The 17879-nt window shown below is 65.3% G+C and carries 18 protein-coding genes and 1 tRNA gene; 9 read left to right on the forward strand and 10 right to left on the reverse strand.

The window, feature by feature from the left end; genetic code table 11:
* Positions 1 to 30: 30 nt before the first annotated feature.
* From KAJ83_RS00260 to KAJ83_RS00285, 6 genes are all read left to right on the forward strand, one after another.
* Positions 31 to 1296 (forward strand): acyl-CoA dehydrogenase family protein, encoded by a 1266-nt coding sequence (locus KAJ83_RS00260; RefSeq protein ID WP_210680016.1) that lies wholly within the window; start codon positions 31 to 33, stop codon positions 1294 to 1296.
* Between the two features lie 17 nt (positions 1297 to 1313).
* The gene (locus tag KAJ83_RS00265; protein ID WP_210680017.1) at positions 1314 to 2912 is read left to right on the forward strand and encodes a class I adenylate-forming enzyme family protein; all 1599 of its coding nucleotides are present in this window, start codon (positions 1314 to 1316) and stop codon (positions 2910 to 2912) included.
* Complete coding sequence (locus KAJ83_RS00270) at positions 2905 to 3348, forward strand: PaaI family thioesterase (protein ID WP_210680018.1); 444 nt, start codon at positions 2905 to 2907, stop codon at positions 3346 to 3348. The genes KAJ83_RS00265 and KAJ83_RS00270 overlap by 8 nt, the downstream gene beginning before the upstream one ends.
* Positions 3349 to 3376: 28 nt before the next feature.
* On the forward strand, positions 3377 to 4357 hold the full coding sequence (locus KAJ83_RS00275) for an NADPH:quinone oxidoreductase family protein (RefSeq protein WP_210680019.1): 981 nt from the start codon (positions 3377 to 3379) through the stop codon (positions 4355 to 4357).
* Between the two features lie 120 nt (positions 4358 to 4477).
* Positions 4478 to 4554, forward strand: a tRNA-Pro gene (locus KAJ83_RS00280).
* Positions 4555 to 4672: 118 nt separating this feature from the next.
* Positions 4673 to 5065 carry a GFA family protein gene (locus KAJ83_RS00285; RefSeq protein ID WP_210680020.1) on the forward strand — a complete coding sequence of 131 codons (393 nt, stop codon included), beginning with the start codon at positions 4673 to 4675 and terminating at the stop codon, positions 5063 to 5065.
* 29 nt (positions 5066 to 5094) lie between these two features.
* On the opposite strand, the gene KAJ83_RS00290 is transcribed toward KAJ83_RS00285, so the two are convergent.
* Genes KAJ83_RS00290 through KAJ83_RS00320 form a run of 7 tightly spaced genes read right to left on the reverse strand, consistent with a single transcriptional unit; the run spans position 5095 to position 11645 of the window.
* Entirely contained in the window at positions 5095 to 5532 is a 438-nt protein-coding gene (locus tag KAJ83_RS00290) for a hypothetical protein (RefSeq protein ID WP_210680021.1), read from the reverse strand.
* Between the two features lie 34 nt (positions 5533 to 5566).
* Positions 5567 to 5986: a Na+/H+ antiporter subunit G gene (locus KAJ83_RS00295; protein ID WP_210680022.1), complete on the reverse strand. Its 420-nt coding sequence runs from the start codon at positions 5984 to 5986 to the stop codon at positions 5567 to 5569.
* A 3-nt stretch (positions 5987 to 5989) separates the two neighbouring features.
* Positions 5990 to 6259 (reverse strand): K+/H+ antiporter subunit F, encoded by a 270-nt coding sequence (locus tag KAJ83_RS00300; protein ID WP_210680023.1) that lies wholly within the window; start codon positions 6257 to 6259, stop codon positions 5990 to 5992.
* Positions 6256 to 6753, reverse strand: coding sequence for a Na+/H+ antiporter subunit E (locus tag KAJ83_RS00305; protein WP_246484121.1), 498 nt, complete (start codon positions 6751 to 6753; stop codon positions 6256 to 6258). The genes KAJ83_RS00300 and KAJ83_RS00305 overlap by 4 nt, the downstream gene beginning before the upstream one ends.
* Positions 6754 to 6776: 23 nt before the next feature.
* On the reverse strand, positions 6777 to 8372 hold the full coding sequence (locus tag KAJ83_RS00310; RefSeq protein ID WP_210680024.1) for a monovalent cation/H+ antiporter subunit D: 1596 nt from the start codon (positions 8370 to 8372) through the stop codon (positions 6777 to 6779).
* Complete coding sequence (locus KAJ83_RS00315) at positions 8369 to 8761, reverse strand: Na+/H+ antiporter subunit C (protein ID WP_210680025.1); 393 nt, start codon at positions 8759 to 8761, stop codon at positions 8369 to 8371. Before KAJ83_RS00315 ends, KAJ83_RS00310 begins: the two co-directional genes overlap by 4 nt.
* Before the next feature lie 4 nt (positions 8762 to 8765).
* Entirely contained in the window at positions 8766 to 11645 is a 2880-nt protein-coding gene (locus KAJ83_RS00320) for a monovalent cation/H+ antiporter subunit A (RefSeq protein ID WP_210680026.1), read from the reverse strand.
* Between the two features lie 154 nt (positions 11646 to 11799).
* On the opposite strand from KAJ83_RS00320, the gene KAJ83_RS00325 reads away from it, so the two are divergent.
* Together KAJ83_RS00325 and KAJ83_RS00330 are read left to right on the forward strand one after the other, a co-directional pair.
* Entirely contained in the window at positions 11800 to 13656 is a 1857-nt protein-coding gene (locus tag KAJ83_RS00325) for an ABCB family ABC transporter ATP-binding protein/permease (protein ID WP_210680027.1), read from the forward strand.
* A gap of 220 nt (positions 13657 to 13876) precedes the next feature.
* Entirely contained in the window at positions 13877 to 14572 is a 696-nt protein-coding gene (locus KAJ83_RS00330; RefSeq protein ID WP_210680028.1) for a hypothetical protein, read from the forward strand.
* Here KAJ83_RS00330 and KAJ83_RS00335 read toward each other — a convergent pair.
* The 3 genes from KAJ83_RS00335 to KAJ83_RS00345 all read right to left on the reverse strand — a co-directional run bounded on the left by KAJ83_RS00335 (position 14482) and on the right by KAJ83_RS00345 (position 16556).
* Positions 14482 to 15315: a hypothetical protein gene (locus KAJ83_RS00335; RefSeq protein WP_210680029.1), complete on the reverse strand. Its 834-nt coding sequence runs from the start codon at positions 15313 to 15315 to the stop codon at positions 14482 to 14484. The genes KAJ83_RS00330 and KAJ83_RS00335 overlap by 91 nt on opposite strands.
* 25 nt (positions 15316 to 15340) lie before the next feature.
* Entirely contained in the window at positions 15341 to 15724 is a 384-nt protein-coding gene (locus KAJ83_RS00340; RefSeq protein WP_210680030.1) for a helix-turn-helix transcriptional regulator, read from the reverse strand.
* A gap of 169 nt (positions 15725 to 15893) precedes the next feature.
* Positions 15894 to 16556, reverse strand: coding sequence for a peroxiredoxin (locus KAJ83_RS00345; RefSeq protein WP_210680031.1), 663 nt, complete (start codon positions 16554 to 16556; stop codon positions 15894 to 15896).
* A gap of 167 nt (positions 16557 to 16723) precedes the next feature.
* Here KAJ83_RS00345 and KAJ83_RS00350 point away from each other — a divergent pair, with 167 nt between their 5' ends.
* Complete coding sequence (locus KAJ83_RS00350; protein ID WP_210680032.1) at positions 16724 to 17845, forward strand: acetoin utilization protein AcuC; 1122 nt, start codon at positions 16724 to 16726, stop codon at positions 17843 to 17845.
* Positions 17846 to 17879 lie beyond the last annotated feature (34 nt).

Raw genomic sequence — 17879 nt, forward strand, 5'->3', positions numbered from 1 at the left:
AAACCCGAACTGGACGAGGATCGAGACGCGATGGATTTCGCCTATTCCCCCAAGGTCGAGGAACTGCGCGCCCGGGTGCAGCGTTTCATGGACGACCATATCGTGCCGGCGAACCCGGAATGGCTGCGCGAGACGGAGAAGGGCGTCTATCCCCCGGCGATCGTCGAGCATCTGAAGGAAAAGGCGAAGGAGGAGGGGCTTTGGAACCTGTTCCTGCCGGGCTTGAAGGATGACGAGCCGGGCACGCGGCTGACCAATCTGGAATATGCGCCGCTGGCCGAGATCATGGGCCGGATCTTCTGGGCCTCCGAGGTCTTCAATTGCAACGCGCCGGATACGGGCAACATGGAGCTTCTGCACATGTTCGCCGACGCGGCGCAGTATGAAACCTATCTGAAGCCGCTGCTTAACGGGGAGTGCCGGTCCAGCTTCTCGATGACGGAGCCGGATGTCGCCTCCTCCGACGCGACCAACATCCAGACGACGATTTTGCGCGATGGCGACGATTATGTGATCAACGGCCGGAAATGGTTCATCACCGGCGCTGCCGACCCGCGATGCCGTTTCACCATCGTCCTCGGTGTCTCGGACCCGAGCCCGGACGCCGATCCGCATAACAAGCATTCGATGGTCATCGTGCCGATGGATGCCAAGGGCCTGACCGTCGTGCGCAACCCGGCGGTCATGCATCATGTCGCGCCGGAGGGGCATTGCGAATTGCGCTTCGACAATGTGCGCGTGCCGGCGGCCAATCTGCTGCATGAGGAAGGCAAGGGCTTCATGCTCGCCCAGGCGCGCCTCGGCCCCGGTCGTATTCATCATTGCATGCGCTCCATCGGGCAGTGCGAGGTGGCGCTGGAACTGGCCTGCGATCGCGCGCTGGAGCGCAAGGCCTTCGGCAAGACCTTGTCCGATCACGGGCAGGTGGCGGAATGGATCGCGCTCTCCCGGATGGAGATCGATCAGGCCCGCCTCATGGTCCTTCAGGCCGCCTGGAAGATCGATCAGTTCGGCAACAAGGCCGCGCGCACCGACGTTTCCGCCATCAAGGTGGTGGTCCCGCGCCTGCAGACGACGGTGCTGGACCGGGCGATGCAGATCTTCGGATCGGCCGGGCTGACACCGGATACGCCGCTCAGCTTCCTGTGGACCTGGGGGCGGGCGCTGCGCTTCATCGACGGGCCGGACGAGGTGCATATCCGTTCCGTCGCGCGGCGGGAACTCAAGACCGCCAAGGAGAACCGCGGCCGGTCGATCCCCTATCTGACGCCGCCGGAGAGTCTGCACGGCGGTTGAGCGGCGGGGGCGGTGTCATGACGACTGGCTGGAGGCATGACGGGCGGGGCGATTTGCGTCGGGAGGCGCATTTCGGCGCGCGTCTCGTCACCTGCTACGCGGAGCGGCCGGCGAATGTGGATGCGATGTTGCGCGCCGCGGCCGAGGCGCATGGCGGTCGCGACGCGCTGGTCGATGGCGACACGCGGATATCCCACGACGCGCTGGACGCGCTGGCGACACGGATCGCGGCGGATCTGACGGCGCGCGGCCTCGAAGCCGGGGACCGGGTGCTCCTCCTGGCCGCCAACCGATGGGAATTCGCGGCTGTCCTTCTGGGGGGAATCCGGGCGGGGCTGATCGTCGTACCGGTCAGCACGCGCTCGCAGCGTCCGGAACTCGCCTATATCGCCGGGGATTGCGGGGCGCGGGCGATCGTTCACGACGGCGCGCTCGCCGACATCTTGCCGACGGTGGACGAGGCCCCGGCGTTGAGCCTGCGCCTTGATCTCGACGGCGCGGCGTTCCAGGGGCTTATGAAGGCGGACGGGGCGGATTTCACGCCCCCGCCGCTGGCCGAGGATGCCACCGCCGTCATCCTCTATACCTCCGGCACGACCGGCCGGCCGAAGGGCGCGATGCTGACGCATCTCAACATCGTCCATTCCTGCCTGCATTTCGCGGAATGCTTCGCGATGACGGCCGATGACCGCAGCCTGATGGCGGTTCCGGCGAGCCATGTGACGGGGCTGATCGCGAATGTCTTCTCGATCCTGTCGGTCGGGGGCGCGTTGCTGATCCTGCGGAAGTTCGATGTCGCCGGCTTCCTCGCCCTGGCGGAGGGGGAGGGGATTACCCACACCATCATGGTGCCGGCGATGTATAACCTCCTTCTGTTGCGCGCGGAGCTTTCCGATCACGATCTGAGCGGATGGCGGATCGGCGGCTTCGGCGGCGCCCAGATGCCGGAGAGCACCATCGCGCGGCTGGCGGAGAAGCTGCCGAACCTGATGCTTTGCAACGCCTATGGCGCGACGGAGACGACCTCTCCCACCACCTTGATGCCGCCGGGCGTCACCGAGCGGATGGATAGCGTGGGGCTGCCGGTTCCCTGTGCCGATGTGCGCATCATCGATGCCGACGGGGTGGAGGTGCCGCCGGGCGGCACGGGCGAGGTCTGGATCGCGGGGCCGATGGTCGTGCCCGGCTATTGGAACAAGCCGGACAAGACGGCGGAGAGCTTCGTCGGCGGCTATTGGCGCTCCGGCGATGTCGGATCGGTGGATGCCGACGGGTATCTGCGTGTCTTCGACCGGCTGAAGGACATGATCAACCGCGGCGGGTACAAGATATTCTCCGCCGAGGTGGAGAATATCCTCGCCTTCCATGAGGCGGTGGCGGAGGTCGCCGTCGTCCCCCAGGCCGACCCGGTGCTGGGGGAGCGGGTGCATGCCTTCATCCATCCGGCGCCCGGCGCCGACGTCGAGGTGGAGGCGCTGCGCGCTTATTGCGCGGAACGGCTCTCGGACTACAAGGTGCCGGACGGCTTCACGATCTCGGAGGGGCCATTGCCGCGCAACGCCAACGGCAAGCTGATGAAGCGCGAACTGCGTGAGCGGGTGCTCCCGCATGACTGACGGCGTGCCGGAAGGGCTGCCGCCCGATCTGACGGAGCGCGTGGCCGGCGTGATCGACGTTCCGCTCCACCGCCATCTGGGGTTCGAGGTGGTGAGCGTCGGCGACGGCGTGTCCCGTGCCCGCTTCGTCGTGGGGGCGGCGGCGATCAACAATGTCGGGCTGATCCATGGCGGCGTGCTCTACAGCCTGCTGGACGCGGTCTGTTATCTCGCCGTGGCGGGACGGCTGGCGGTGGGAACGACCGCCTCGACCATCGATATCGCCTTCTCGATGTTGCGGCCGGCGTCGGCCGGGGCGGAGGTGACCCTGACGGCGGAGCTGGATCGTCTCGGCCGGTCGGTCGCCTTCCTTCATGGCGAGGCATGGGTGGACGGCAAGCTGATCGCGAAGGCCCAGGCGACGAAGGCGATCCTGGCTGTCGATCCAGGTCACTGAATTTTCTATAATACAAGGATTGTGTAAAATGCGCGCTCTGCTCTGCAAGACCTATGGCGGGATCGACGACCTGTCGGAGGAGGAGGTTGCTTCCCCCAAGCCCGGTCCGGGCGAGGTTCGGGTCAAGGTCGCGGCCTGCGGCGTCAATTTTCCAGATACGCTAATCGTCGCGGGGAAGTATCAGTTCAAGCCCGATCCGCCCTTCAGCCCGGGCGGGGAGATCAGCGGCGTGGTCGATGCGCTGGGCGAGGGGGTGACGGCTGTCGCCGTCGGCGATTCGGTGGTCGCCACCACGCTTTGGGGTGGCTTCGCGGAGGAGATCGTGATCGCGGCCGACAAGGTCATGCGCCGGCCGGAGGCGATGGATCCGGTGATCGCCGCCGGCTTCTCCATGACCTATGGCACGGCGATCCATGCATTGGTGCAGCGCGGCGCGCTCAAGCGGGGGGAGGCGCTGTTGGTCCTCGGTGCCTCCGGCGGTGTCGGCATGGCGGCGGTGGAGATCGGCAAGGCCCTCGGCGCCACGGTCATCGCGGCGGCAAGCAGCGCGGATAAGCTGGCGATCGCGAAGGAGGCCGGTGCCGATATCACCATCAACTATACGGATCAACCGCTTAAGGATGCGGTGAAGGAGGCGACGGGCGGTAAGGGCGCCGATGTCGTTTTCGATCCGGTCGGCGGCGATTTCACGGAGCAGGCGTTGCGCGCGACCGGTTGGGGCGGGCGGCTTCTGATCATCGGTTTCGCCGCCGGCGCGATCCCAAAAATCCCGGCGAACCTGACATTGCTGAAGGGGTGCGCGGTCGTCGGTGTCTTCTGGGGCGATTTCGTGCGGCGCGAGCCGGAGGCAAATCGCGCCAATTTCGACCGGCTTTTCGCCTGGGTCGCCGACGGCACGTTGAAACCGCTGGTCAGCGAGACCTTCGCGCTCGCCGACGCGCCGGAGGCGCTCCGCCGTCTCGCCGCCCGGCAGGCAGTGGGAAAGCTCGTCGTCGATCTGACGAAATAGAGCGCCGTGGCCGCGGGTGCGATATCACCCCCGCGTCACGGTTGATCGCGCGCCCCGCACGGACTATCAGTTGCCGATCGACGCGGCGGACCGGGGCACGGTCCCGCCGCGCCCACGGTTCGGGGCGTAGCGCAGCCTGGTAGCGCATCTGCTTTGGGAGCAGAGGGTCGTTGGTTCAAATCCAGCCGCCCCGACCATTTTCCCTTGGAAACTTCCTTGCCGTCATGTGGGAGGGATCGTTCGGCGCGGGGCGTCGTTGACGGTCCCGCGCCCCAGGGCGACTATCGCGACCGCTTGGTTCGAGGGAGAGATGGCATGGAGAGCGTTACCGGCGGATGTCTGTGCGGCGATGTCCGGATCGTCGCGACGGGGCGGCCTTATCGCGTCGGGCTGTGCCACTGCCTCGATTGCCGGAAGCATCACGGCGCGCTTTTCCATGCCTCCGCCGTCTTCCCGCGCGATGCCCTGGCGGTCGAGGGGGAGACAGGAGAGTATGCGGGGCGGCACTTCTGCCCGCGCTGCGGTTCCTCCGTCTTCTCATGCAGCGCGAATGAGGTCGAAGTGCATCTGGGGAGCCTGGACGCGCCCGATCAGTTCGTTCCGACCTATGAACTCTGGACCGTCCGACGGGAAAGCTGGCTGCCGCCCTTTCCCCTCGAGAGGCAGTACGAGCGCGAGCGCGACACGGCGGGACGCGCCGAGCCGTAGCGCATCGCATGCGGTGCGCGTGCCGCGGTTCAGGTCGGTTCCTTGAACCCGATCATCTCGACAAGCCGACGGCGGAGCAGGGCGGTATCGATCTCCAGCCATTTCGCCGTCTCGTTCAGGTCGTGGAAGGTGCGGGCCTCGATCCCCGCGCCTTCATAGTCGCGCATCTGCACCCAGAGCCTCAGCAACGGCTCGTCATGCGGGGCAGCGGAATAGAAGGCGACGCGGCTACGGTGCAATTTTTCGTCGACGCGAAGCCCCGCCACTTCCGCCCGGAAGTTCTGTAGCGTCCTTGGGTCGATCTCCGCGATGGAGGCGTCGAATATGCAGAGATCGCGATAGAGGATGTCCGAACGTGCCCCCTCCGCCGCCTGCCGGATCGAGGCGAGGATATCCAGGGGCGATATCCGTCCCCGCCATAGGCGCAGGATCAGGCGGCTTTCATGATCAATCCGCGTGACCTGCATCGTGGTGTTCCTTATCCCCTTGGGCGCGCGGCCCTTATTCCTGTTCGCCTCTCAGGCGGGCGGCGGCGATCGAGGACGGTTCGTCCCGATGCGTGGCCTCGGGTGCTTCGAACGTTGCCCAACTCGCCCCGTCCTCCGGCGCGGGCAGACTTTCCCGCCGTTCGATCCGGCGGTGCAGATGGCTCTTCGCCAGGAAATTCGCGGTGATCGGCGCGGTCAGGAAGATGAAAAGCGTGATCAGCAACTCATGGCTGGAGAAGCCGTGACCGCTCATCAATGCCCAGATCATCGAGGCGATCAGGATGCCACCGATACCGAGCGTCGAGGCCTTGGTCGGCGCATGCAGCCGGGTCATCAAATCCGGTAGCTTGGCAAGTCCGTAGGAGCCGACGAGGCCGAAGAATCCGGCCGCGACGATCAGAACGGAAACGAGAATTTCAGCCAGCAGGGTCATGGGTCACTCGATGATGTCGCCGCGCAGGATGAACTTGCAATAGGCCACGGTGGAGATGAAGCCTACCATGGCGAAGAGCAGGGCCGCCTCGAAATAAACCGCCGTGCCTTCCCACATGCCGTAAAGGATCAGGATCGCGATGCCGTTTATCACCATCGTATCCAGGGCCAGCACGCGGTCCGCGATCCCAGGTCCCTTGGCGAGGCGGTAGAGATTGAGAACCAGCGCCAGCGAGAAGCAGGCGAATCCGATGATGAGCGCGATCTCGATCATTCGAAGATCTCCTTCAACCGGCCTTCGTATCGTTGCTTGATCTGGTTCGCCACGGCTTCGCCGTCCGGGGCGTGCAGGCAATGGACCAGCAGCGCGTGCCCATCCGCCGAGATATCGGCGGAGACCGTGCCGGGGGTCATCGTGATGGTCCCGGCCAGGACGGTGATGGCCTCCGGCGCGGTCAGTTCCAGCGGGATGGAGATGAAGCATGGCCGCAGATCACGATTGCGCTTGAACAGGATCAGCAGTGCCACCTCGATATTCGCGACGACGATGTCATAAAGCACGACAAGGCCGTATTCGACGATGCGCAGCGGTTGGCGGACGCGCGGCCGGTCCTGCCAGAAGGGTGCGGTGATCAGTGGGATGATCAGCCCCAGGATGAGGCCGAAGGCGAAGACGCCGGGCGAATAGTCGTTGACCAGCAGCACCCAAACGACGGTCAGCATCGCGGTCAGGATCGGGTGCGGCAGGAGGCGTCGGGCGATCGGCATGGGGGTATCCGTCCCTTCCGCTGTCATTGGCCGGTGAAGGCGTCGGGGCCGAGCACGGCCTGAATATACGCTACCGGATTGTAGAGTTGCCAGGCCGTGCCTTCCAGATAATCGGTGATCGGCCCCGCGAAGGCGCTGAGCGCGACCATCCCGGCCAGCATCAGGCCCGCCGCCGCGAAGGGCAGTCCCTCCGCCATGGTCATCGTGGAGGGGGCAGGGGGCGGCACGGGGGAGGCGTCTTCCTCCGCGGCCGTGTCGCCCACCTGTGGGAGGCCGACCTGGGCACTCTTCCAGAAGAGCGTGCTACCGGATCGGGCGAAGCCGACGATGCAGATCAGCGATGTCGTCAGGACCACGGTCCAGATCAGGGCCATGGAGGGCGACGACATGGCTGCGTCGAGGACGAGCAGCTTTCCGAGGAAGCCGCTCAACGGTGGCATTCCGGCCATACCGATCGCGCCGGCGAAGAAGAACCCGGCGAGCAGCCCCGACTGTGGGAAGCGTGGGGCGGTCCTCAGCCGGTCGCCGTCCGCGCCGCGCCGCGCGACGACGAGGTCCGCGATCAGGAACAGCGCCGCCGCCGCGAAGGTTGAATGGATCAGGTAATAGAGCGCGGCGACCGTCGCCTCCGGCGTGAAGAGGGCGATGGCGATCATCAACGTGCCCATCGAGCCGATCACCGCGAAACAGACCTGCCGGATCATGCCCGACGCGCCCAGCACCCCGATCATGCCCACCGCCAGGGTGACGATGGCCGCAGGCATCAGCCAATCCGCCGCGAGCCAGGCCGCATCGCCCGCGCCGCCGCCGAAAACCAGCGTGTAGACGCGCAGAATGGCATAGGCCCCGACCTTGGTCATGATGGCGAACAGCGCCGCCACCGGCCCCGGCGCGTTGGCATAGGCCCCGGGCAGCCAGAACTGGATCGGTACCAGCGCCGCCTTGACCGCGAAGACGATCAACAGCAGTACGCCGGCGATTTGCAGCAATGCCTGATCGGACGCTGGTACCCGGGAGACCTGAATCGCGAGGTCCGCCATGTTGAGTGTACCGGTGACACCGTAGAGCGTGCCGACCGCGAAGAGAAAGAGCGTCGAGCCCATCAGGTTGACCGCGACATATTGCAGGCCGGCGCGCGCGCGCTTCGCCCCGCCACCGTGGAGCATCAAACCATAGGAGGCGATCAGCAATACCTCGAAGAAGACGAAGAGGTTGAAGATATCGCCGGTCAGGAAGGCCCCGTTGATGCCCATGAGCTGGAACTGGAACAGCGCATGGAAGTGCCGTCCGCGCTTGTCCCAACCGCTGGTCGTCGCATAGAGCACCACGCCGACGGCCAGGATCGCCGTCAGCAGAACCATCAGCGCCGACAGCCGGTCCAGCACCATGACGATGCCGAAGGGCGCGTCCCAATTCCCGAGTTCGTATAGCTGCGGCGGGCCGCCGGCCGCCTGGAAGGTCAGGTCGATCGCAATGCCGAGTAGCGCGAAGGTCGCCGCGATCGAGAAGACGCGCTGAAGCACCAGATCGTGGCGCATGGCCAGCACGATCGCCGGTGCCATAAGCGCCGGCAGCACGATCGGCATGAGAATCCAGTGATCGAGGGTCAGGTCGCTCATCGGCCGGCCTCCGCGCCTTCGGCGGCGTGGGATGTGTCCGCGTTCGGCTGGCCCGCCTCGCATTCACCGGCGGCGGTGTCGATTTCGTCGGTCCCGGATTCCAGATAGGCGCGCAGCGCCAGCACCACGATCACGGCCGTCATGCCGAAGGAAATCACGATCGCCGTCAGCACCAGCGCCTGGGGCAGGGGATCGGTATAGGCCTCGGCGGTGTCGGAGATGACCGGCGGCAGGTCGATGGCCAGCCGCCCGGTAGCGAACAGGAAGACATTGACCGCGTAGGACAGCATGGCGAGGCCGACGATCACCGGAAAGGTGCGCGCCCGCAGCACGAGATAGAGCCCGGAGGCGGTCATCGCGCCGACGGCGCTGGCGACGAGGAGTTCCATGGTTTCAGCCCTCCGCCTTGCCGGTGTGGGCGGCGTCGGGCATGCCCGTGCCGGGACCGCGTCTTTGTGGGTCGACATCCATCGGGTCGTCGCTGATCGGTCCCTCGGTCACCCGGGCGAGGCGGGATAGGTTCGCCAGCGCCACCATGACCGAGCCGACGACGGTCAGGAAAACCCCGACATCGAAGGCCATGGCCGTCGCCAATTCGAAATCGCCGAAGACCGGCAGATGGACATGGGCGAAATCACTGGTCAGGAAGGGGCGCCCGGCGATCCAGGCGCCGACGCCGGTGAAGCCGGCGGCCAGCACGCCCCAACCGATCAGAAGATGATAGTCGATCTTCATGCGACGTTCGGCCCAGCCGAAGCCGCTCGCCATATATTGCATCAGGAAGGCGATGGCGACGACGAGGCCGGCGATGAAGCCGCCGCCGGGTTCGTTATGGCCGCGCAGGAAGATGAAGAGGCCGACCATCAGGGAGAGCGGCAGCATGACCCGCGTGGCCACCACCAGCATCATCGGGTGCCGGTCCCGGGCGCGCTCCTGATCCGGAACCCAGGAGCGCAGGCGCTTGACCGCCGGCCCGTTCAAGGCCCCGTCGAGCAGTGCGTAGATCGCCAGCGCGGCGATGCCGAGCACGATGATCTCCCCGAAGGTATCGAACCCGCGGAAATCGACCAGGATGACGTTGACCACGTTCGTACCGCCGCCTCCCGGCTTCGATTGCGCCAAATGGAAATCCGAGATGGTGGTGAAATCACGCGTCATGACGGCATAGATGATGCCGCCGACGCCGAGCCCGCCGAGCCCGGCCAGCAGCCCGTCGCGCAGGCGCCGCCCGGTGCCGCTGTCGCGCGGGGTCTGCTTGGGCAGGAAGTTCAGCGCCAGCAGCAGCAGGATCACCGTCACCACCTCGACCGAGATTTGGGTTAGCGCGAGGTCCGGGGCGGACAGATAGACGAAGCCGAGCGAGACCAGCATGCCCACCACCCCGACGATGACGAGCGTCAGAAGGCGCTGACGATGGAAGATCACGATGGTGACGCAGGCCCCGATCAACACGGCCCAGGCCAGGAGAGTGATGATCGGCACATGCGTCAGTTCCCGGCCGCCCGGCGCATGGCTGGCATTCAGGAAGGCGGTCGCGCCGGCTAGGATGCACGCGCCGATCATCACCGCCAGATAGCGGCGCAGCGACCCGTTATGCAGCCCGTCGGTGAAGAGCCGCGCGCCGGCGGCGGCGCCGTCGACCAGGGTTTCGAATATCCGCTTCGCCTCCGGCCGGGGGACGGAGAGGCGCACCGCATTCGCCTGCCGATGCCGCCATAGCAGGAACGCGCCCAAGGCCAACGCCGCGAGGCTCGACACCAGCGTCAGGTTGAAGCCGTGCCAGATCGCGAGGTGATAGTCCGGCAGGTTGCCACCCGTCACCGCATCCGCCGCCACCGCCACCAGCGGCCCGGCGACCGCCGCCGGGAACAGCCCGATCAGCACCACGGGCACGATCAGGATAAGCGGCGGTAGATACATGCCGAAGGGCGGGTCGTGCGGATGGTGCGGATAATCGTCGCGTTTCGGCCCCAGGAAGACATGCGCGATATAGCGGAAGCTGTAGGCGACGGAGAAGATCGCGCCGACCACCGCCGCCGCGCCGAGGAGCCAGGGCACGCCCGCCCATTCGGTATGGAGCGCCTCGTGCAGCATCATCTCCTTGGTCAGGAAGCCGTTCAATAGCGGTACCCCCGCCATGGAAAGCGCGGCCAATGTCGCGATCGTCATGGTAATCGGCATCAGGACCATGAGGCCGCCCAGTTTCTTGATGTCGCGCGTGCCGGTTTCATGGTCGATGATACCGGCGGTCATGAAGAGCGCCGCCTTGAAGCTCGCGTGGTTGATGATGTGGAACACGCCGGCCACGGCCGCGATCGGCGTGCCGAGCCCGAACAGGAAAGTGATCAGCGCCAGATGGCTGACCGTCGAGAAGGCCAGCAGCCCCTTGAGGTCGTCCTTGAAGAGCGCGATCCACGCCGCCATCACCATGGTGAAGAGTCCGGTCGTGGCGACGATGTAGAACCACCAGTCGGTTCCCGCCAGTACCGGCCAGAGGCGCGCCATCAGGAAGATTCCCGCCTTCACCATGGTGGCCGAATGCAGATAGGCGCTGACCGGCGTCGGCGCCGCCATGGCGTGCGGCAGCCAGAAATGGAACGGGAACTGCGCTGATTTGGTGAAACAGCCGAGCAGGATCAGGATCAGGGCCGGCACATACCATTGCGAGGCGCGGATAGCCTCGCCTTCCTGCAGGATGGTGCTGAGGTCGTAGGACCCCGCGATTTCTCCCAGGATCAGCATGCCGGCGATCATGGCGAGTCCGCCCATGCCGGTGACCGCCAGCGCCATCCGCGCGCCCTGGCGCCCTTCCGGCAGGTGTTTCCAATAGCCGATCAGCAGGAACGAACTCAGGCTCGTCAGCTCCCAGAAGATCAGCAGAAGCAGGATGTTGTCGCACAGGACGATCCCGACCATCGCGCCCTGGAACAACAGGAGGTACGTATAGAACTGCCCCATCGGGTCGTTCCTGGAGAGATAGAACCGGGCATAGGTGATGATCAGCAGGCCGATTCCGAGAATCAGGCCGGCGAACAGGAAGCCCAAGCCATCCAGGAAGAAATTCGCGTCGAGGCCGATCGCCGGCAGCCATTCCCACCGGGCGTGCACCACCTCTCCGGCGAAGACGGCGGGCGCCTGGGACATCAGCAGCACGAAGGCCAGGAGCGTGACGGCGCCGGTCGCCAGCGCGCAACCATTCCGCCCGGCCCGGATCATGAGCCCCGGGAGCAGGGCCCCCACGAACGGCAACAGAACGATTAGCGTGAGGGCCATGCCCACCCTTTCTTTTCGGCGCGTCCCAGTCTACGTCATCGGTGTTCCGCCAGTAGTCTGCGGACCTCATCCGGTGAAACCCTAGTGACCTGCGGGCCGGGGTCAAGATAAACCGGGAGGGATCAAAACAGCCGCCGAGGGACGGGCAAGGACGATGACGTCATCCGGCGAGGAGGCTCCGAAAAAGGCTTCGGCCCAGGCTCGAAAGGGGACGGGCCGAAAGGGCGCCGATGCCGTGCGCCGCCACCAGTTTCGCACGCTGTTGACCCTGCTTCCCTATCTCTGGCCGCCGGGGCGCCGGGACATCAGGAACCGGGTCGTATTGGCCGTCATGGCGTTGGCCCTGGCGAAGGTCGCCACGGTCTATGTTCCGATTCTCTACAAACAGGCGGTGGATGCGCTCGATAAGGGCGGGGGCGGGGAGGCCGCGGTGCTCGCCGTGCCGGTCGGCCTCATCGTCGCCTACGGCACGGTACGGCTCGCCTCCAGTCTGTTCCAGGAACTGCGCGAGGCCCTGTTCGCGCGGGTCACGCAGAACGCCATCCGCAATGCCGCGCTCAATACCTTCCGGCATTTGCACGGGCTCTCCCTACGCTATCATCTGGAGCGCCAGACAGGCGGCCTCAGCCGGGTGATCGAGCGTGGGGTGAAGGGGATCGAGTTCCTGCTCTCCTTCACGCTGTTCAACATCCTGCCGACCTTGATCGAGATCGTGTTGGTCTGCGGGATCCTTTGGTCGATGCTGGATTGGCGGTTCGCGGCGGCGACCTTCCTGACGATCGCGGGTTATATCGCCTACACGCTGGTGGTGACCGAATGGCGCCTCAAGTTCCGACGCGCCATGAACGACAAGGATTCGGAAGCCAACACCAAGGCGATCGACAGCCTGTTGAACTATGAGACCGTAAAGTATTTCGGCGCGGAAGGGCATGAGAGCGCGCGTTTCGACCGCTCCATGCGCGGATACGAGGAAGCGGCGGTCCGCTCCATCACATCGCTGGCCGCGGTCAATATCGGCCAGGGCGGCATCATCGCCGTCGGTCTCGTCGCGGTCATGCTGATGGCGGCGGACGGCGTGGTCTCGGGGGCGATGAGCCTCGGCGACTTCGTGCTGGTGAACACCTATCTGATCCAGCTCTATCTACCGCTCAATTTCCTCGGCTTCGTCTATCGCCAGATCCGGCAGTCCCTGACCGACATGGAGGATATGTTCTCGATCCTGCGGATCGAACGGGAGGTGGAGGATGGGCCCGGCGCCGGGGCGCTCGCGATCGCGGGCGGCGCGGTTCGGTTCGAAGGGGTGGTCTTCGGCTATGACCCCCGACGACCGATCCTGAAGGGGGTGGATTTCCATGTCCCGGCCGGCCGGACGCTCGCCATCGTCGGGCCGTCGGGCGCGGGTAAATCGACGATCAGCCGGTTGCTCTTCCGCTTTTATGACGTACAGGCGGGACGCGTCACGATCGATGGGCAGGATATCCGGGACGCGACCCAGGCGAGCGTACGCGCGGCCATCGGTATCGTGCCCCAGGATACCGTGCTCTTCAACGACACCATCCGCTACAACATCGCCTATGGCCGTCAGGGCGCCGATTTCGCGGCGGTCGAGCGCGCCGCGCGGTTGGCCCGCATCGATCGCTTCATCGAGGATCTGCCCGACGGGTACGACACCATGGTGGGGGAACGGGGCCTGAAACTCTCCGGTGGGGAGAAACAGCGCGTGGCTATCGCGCGCACGATCCTGAAGAACCCGGCGATCCTGCTGTTCGACGAGGCGACATCGGCCCTCGATACCGCGACCGAGCGCGATATCCAGCAGAGCCTGCGCACGGTTAGTGAAGGGCGCACGACGCTGATCATCGCGCACCGGCTCTCCACGGTCGTGGACGCGGACGAGATCATCGTGCTTTCCGAGGGCGTGGTGGCGGAGCGCGGCCGCCATGCCGATCTGTTGGCGGCCGATGGTCCCTATGCCCGCATGTGGCGTCGCCAGCAACGCGTCGAGGGATGACGGGGCGCCGGGCGCGCTTCCACACCCGCCTGCCCCTGATCTTGTTGCGAGCACGCCTGACGTGCGTTTCGGCCAGCATATCGCGTTGGCTTAGGCGGCTCGGAGAATATCTCCCTATGATAGTAATACCCGAAAAAGTAATGCTATCGACGCGATAGTCTGATATTTTAACTCGATGGCAACCTTTGCGTGCCTTCGGCCATCCGTATCGGAGAGATTGATGGAACAGATACTTGATCTGCCGGACTATGAACTGACGTTGTCGATCGTGGAGGATACGTCGGTGATTTTCGAGCAGCCCGATCGTCCGGCCACCTCGCTGGTTTTCGATCCGGGGCGCGGTGTGTTCTCGGACAGTTTCGCGGTGCTCGGTCATGATCGCGACGGAACCCTGATGCACACCCAGGCGGTCGGCTTCCGCGATCCGGAGACATCCCTGAAGCGCTATATCCAGAGCAGCTTCCTCGATTACCGGCCGTCTGACTACCCGCTGCACGCCTTGCGGTGCCGGATGGACCTGCCGGAGGCATTCGCCTTCATGCAGGGGTCCTTCGCCTATCAGGGGGAGCTATGGATGCGGCCAGGGCGCGGCGGACGCCAGGGGCTGGGGCTCGCGCGGAAGCTGACGAACTTCGCGATGATGCATGCGCTTGAGCGCTGGGACTACGACGTCATCTGGGCGGTGGTCTCGGAGAAGAAGATTCGCGCGCGGTTTCCTCAACGCGCGGGCTATCCGCACCATAACGGCCCGGCCTTCACCTGGAGCGCGGGGGAGCAGAGCCTGGAGGAATATGTCGTCTGGGCGCTGGCCGAGGAGGTTCCGAACTATTCGAAGGATATGCGCTGCGACGGTGTCGGATCGGTGAAGACCGCCAACTTGCCGAGGGAGAGCAGCGGCACGGTGATGCGCTTGTAATGCAGCCAGCGCCGCTCCCGCCCGCCGAGACGAACCGGTGCGGTGACCAGATCGACGACGGGTCTGTTGTCGGCGATCGCCGTGCGATAGGCCCGGGTCACCGCATCGCCGAAACCATTGTCCGCCGGATCGATCAGATCGTCCTTGCCGACGGTCTCGTCGACCTCCTCCTTGGTGCAGACATTGGCGAAGAGCGTGCGTCCGCCGATATGGGCATAGCGCAGGCGGCCGGCTTCCACCACGTCATAGAGGATGATGTCGTCAATGGCGTTGTCGCGGACCTTGATCTCGATCGAACGCGCGACGGCGGCCTCGTCCTCCGAGGTGTCGAGCGCGCGGATGCGCGGTGTCATGTCCACCGGCCGGCGCGCGATCTCCTCGATATAGTCGAGACGCTCGAACACTTCCTTGCCCCGGAGCGTCTCCTCCGCCCAGCCGGCGATGTAGTAGCGAAGACTTACCGTCTCCGCCCCGGCATCATGGCAGACCGCGTTGGTGGCGGCGTTGAGGGCCGACCAGCCCGTCGCGTCCGGAACCCAGGTCAGAAGGGGGGGCGTCGCGCCGTCAAGACCCGCGCGGTCGCCGGTTACCTCGCGGGCGCCCTTGCGGCCCAGGACGATCACGCCGCCGGCATAGCGCAGGCATGCACCCAACGCCGGATCCTCGACCGAACGCGGGGCGGGCCGATCGTAGCGCTTACCTTCGTTATCGAACCAGGCGCACCAGCTTTCCGATTGGCTCATCACCGTTCACTCCGTGCCCCCGGCGTCACGAAACGGTGGTTTCCTCCTCCACCGGATCTGGTGCCACGGCGCGGGATGGTCCGCCAGCGCGTGGTACCGACGTCCCCGCCGCGCGCGGCGACTTTTCGACGTCCAGGGTCAACCCATCGAAAATCCGTTCCAAAGTGACATTTAACACGTCCGCGAGCCGGAGCAAGGTAGTATGATCCGGCATCGTTTCGCCTTTTTCGAAGGATGCCAGCTTTTCCTCGCAGCCGCGCACCTGTTTGGCGAGGCTCGCGCGGGACATCGCGCGGCCCAATCGCAGGCGCTTCAGGTTGCGTCCGACGACGACGACGACCTGTTTTTCCACCACCGGCATCGCATCTTCCAAAGGTTGCGGCAATTCTCGTTTGGAGTGTGCCGCCATCGGGCGCGCGATGCAACTGATAGATGCCGTATGTCGGTCGATGGGATGGCTGATAGGCCGTGGGTTGCGCCATGAATGGGAAAGCCCGCGCGGATCAGGCTCACGCGCGGGCTTCCCTGCAATGGTTCGATGGGGTTTCGTTCAGTGAAAACCCCGGGGTTGGCTGTGATCAGTCGCCGGGATCGGGGACGTAGCGCAGATAGGGCTTCTCCGCGCGCCAGCCGTTCGGGAACTTCTCCTTCGCGGCGTCATCCTTCAGGGCGGGGACGATGATGACCTCGCCGCCCTTCGTCCAGTTCGCCGGGGTGGCGACCTGATGACGCGCGGTCAATTGCAAGCTGTCGACCACCCGCAGGATCTCGTCGAAGTTTCGTCCCGTGCTCATCGGATAGGTCAGGATCAGCTTGATCTTCTTGTCCGGTCCGATGACGAAGACGCTGCGCACGGTCATGTTGTCGACCGCGGTGCGCCCCTCGGAGCTTTCGCCCGCGCCGGCCGGCAGCATGTTGTAGAGCTTCGAGACCTCGAGGTCGGTGTCGCCGATCATCGGATAGTTCGGCGCGGTGCCTTGGGTTTCCTCGATATCGATCGACCATTTGGTGTGGTTCTCGACCGGGTCGACGCTGAGGCCGATGACCTTCACGTTCCGCGTGTCGAACTCGGGCTTCAACTTCGCCATCGTGCCGAGTTCCGTCGTGCAGACCGGCGTGAAGTCCTTCGGGTGCGAGAACAGGATCGCCCAGCTATCGCCGATCCATTGGTGGAAGTCGATCTCGCCCTCGGTCGTGTTCGCGGTGAAATTCGGTGCTTCCGCCCCGATTTGCAGGCTCATTGGTTTTCTCCCTCTCATCGTTCCGTACGGGTTACGACTGCCCGGAATAAAGGGTGCGGCGATCGGTTTTACAAGGTTTACGTGGAGAATTCGGGCCGTGCCGGCCGATGCCGTCCCCTTCCGATGAATTCTTGGCGATCGGGGTGAAGCGCGCTAGCTCTTGTCCCATGGTGACGCGGCCGCATTTCATCGCCTCGGAAATTTATCGCAAGTCGCGATATGGCGCGAAGCATCCGCTTTCCATCCCCCGGGTTTCGCTGGTAGCGGACATGATACGGCTGTTGGGGTGGCTGGACGAGGCGGTCTATCGCGACGGACCGGTTGCGACACCGGCGCAACTCGCCCGGTTCCACGATCCGACCTATATCGAGGCCGTCCGGCGGGCGGAGCGAACCGGCAGCCTGTCGGACGAGGAGCGGCGGCGCTGGAACGTCGGCGCGGGCGGCAATCCGATCTATGGCGAGGTCTATCGGCGTCCGGCGACGGCGGCCGGCTCCTCCATCCTGGCGGCGGAGATGCTGCGCGAGGGCGGGATCGTGCACAGCCCGGCCGGGGGAACCCATCACGGCCGTCCCGACCGGGCCAGCGGCTTTTGCTATTTCAACGATCCGGTGCTGGGCATCCTGACCTTGCTGGATCAGGGGATAACGCCGATCGCCTATATCGACCTGGATGCCCATCACGGGGACGGGGTGGAGGCGGCCTTCGGCGACGATCCCCGGGTCCTGACCCTCTCCGTCCATCAGGAGGGGCTCTGGCCGCGCACCGGAACCGTCGAGCGCGCGCGCTCCCTCGTTGGAGCGGTCAATTTCCCGGTGCCGGAAGGCTTCCATGACGACGAGTTCGCCTACGTCCTGGAGAGCGCGGTCCTGCCGCTGGTCGTGGATCACGCCCCGGCCGCGATCGTCATCCAGTGCGGGGTGGATGGGCTGTTCGAGGACCCGCTTTCCAAACTGGCGCTTTCCAACGGCAGTTATTGGCGCGCGGTGGATATGCTGCGGCCGCTGGCGCCACGCCTGCTGGTGCTGGGCGGTGGCGGCTACAATCCCTTTGCCGTCGCCCGCGCTTGGAGCGGGGTGTGGGCGCGTCTCAATCATTTGGAGATTCCGGACCGTCTGCCGAAGCAGGCGGAAAGCCTGCTGCGCGCTGTCCCCTGGCGCCATAGCATGGCGCGGAGCGCGCCGAACCATTGGTTCACCACGCTGGCCGACCGCCCGCGCGGCGGCCCGATCCGCGAGCCGGTCCGGGCCATGATACGCGAGGCCTTGTGGAAAAAAGCCCTGGTTTAGGCGATTTCTTTGTTCTAGTTTTGCCCCGGATCGA

Source organism: Marivibrio halodurans (assembly GCF_017963645.1).
GTDB lineage: Bacteria > Pseudomonadota > Alphaproteobacteria > UBA8366 > Aestuariispiraceae > Marivibrio > Marivibrio halodurans.

Coding starts and splice junctions, on each gene's coding strand:
- KAJ83_RS00335 (WP_210680029.1), bottom strand. CDS start 15,315: ATGAGCCAATCGGAAAGCTGGTGCGCCTGGTTCGATAACGAAGGTAAG.
- KAJ83_RS00330 (WP_210680028.1), top strand. CDS start 13,877: ATGGAACAGATACTTGATCTGCCGGACTATGAACTGACGTTGTCGATC.
- KAJ83_RS00345 (WP_210680031.1), bottom strand. CDS start 16,556: ATGAGCCTGCAAATCGGGGCGGAAGCACCGAATTTCACCGCGAACACG.
- KAJ83_RS00285 (WP_210680020.1), top strand. CDS start 4,673: ATGGAGAGCGTTACCGGCGGATGTCTGTGCGGCGATGTCCGGATCGTC.
- KAJ83_RS00315 (WP_210680025.1), bottom strand. CDS start 8,761: ATGGAACTCCTCGTCGCCAGCGCCGTCGGCGCGATGACCGCCTCCGGG.
- KAJ83_RS00310 (WP_210680024.1), bottom strand. CDS start 8,372: ATGAGCGACCTGACCCTCGATCACTGGATTCTCATGCCGATCGTGCTG.
- KAJ83_RS00325 (WP_210680027.1), top strand. CDS start 11,800: ATGACGTCATCCGGCGAGGAGGCTCCGAAAAAGGCTTCGGCCCAGGCT.
- KAJ83_RS00275 (WP_210680019.1), top strand. CDS start 3,377: ATGCGCGCTCTGCTCTGCAAGACCTATGGCGGGATCGACGACCTGTCG.
- KAJ83_RS00265 (WP_210680017.1), top strand. CDS start 1,314: ATGACGACTGGCTGGAGGCATGACGGGCGGGGCGATTTGCGTCGGGAG.
- KAJ83_RS00305 (WP_246484121.1), bottom strand. CDS start 6,753: ATGCCGATCGCCCGACGCCTCCTGCCGCACCCGATCCTGACCGCGATG.
- KAJ83_RS00295 (WP_210680022.1), bottom strand. CDS start 5,986: ATGACCCTGCTGGCTGAAATTCTCGTTTCCGTTCTGATCGTCGCGGCC.
- KAJ83_RS00350 (WP_210680032.1), top strand. CDS start 16,724: ATGGTGACGCGGCCGCATTTCATCGCCTCGGAAATTTATCGCAAGTCG.
- KAJ83_RS00300 (WP_210680023.1), bottom strand. CDS start 6,259: ATGATCGAGATCGCGCTCATCATCGGATTCGCCTGCTTCTCGCTGGCG.
- KAJ83_RS00340 (WP_210680030.1), bottom strand. CDS start 15,724: ATGGCGGCACACTCCAAACGAGAATTGCCGCAACCTTTGGAAGATGCG.
- KAJ83_RS00290 (WP_210680021.1), bottom strand. CDS start 5,532: ATGCAGGTCACGCGGATTGATCATGAAAGCCGCCTGATCCTGCGCCTA.
- KAJ83_RS00260 (WP_210680016.1), top strand. CDS start 31: ATGGATTTCGCCTATTCCCCCAAGGTCGAGGAACTGCGCGCCCGGGTG.
- KAJ83_RS00320 (WP_210680026.1), bottom strand. CDS start 11,645: ATGGCCCTCACGCTAATCGTTCTGTTGCCGTTCGTGGGGGCCCTGCTC.
- KAJ83_RS00270 (WP_210680018.1), top strand. CDS start 2,905: ATGACTGACGGCGTGCCGGAAGGGCTGCCGCCCGATCTGACGGAGCGC.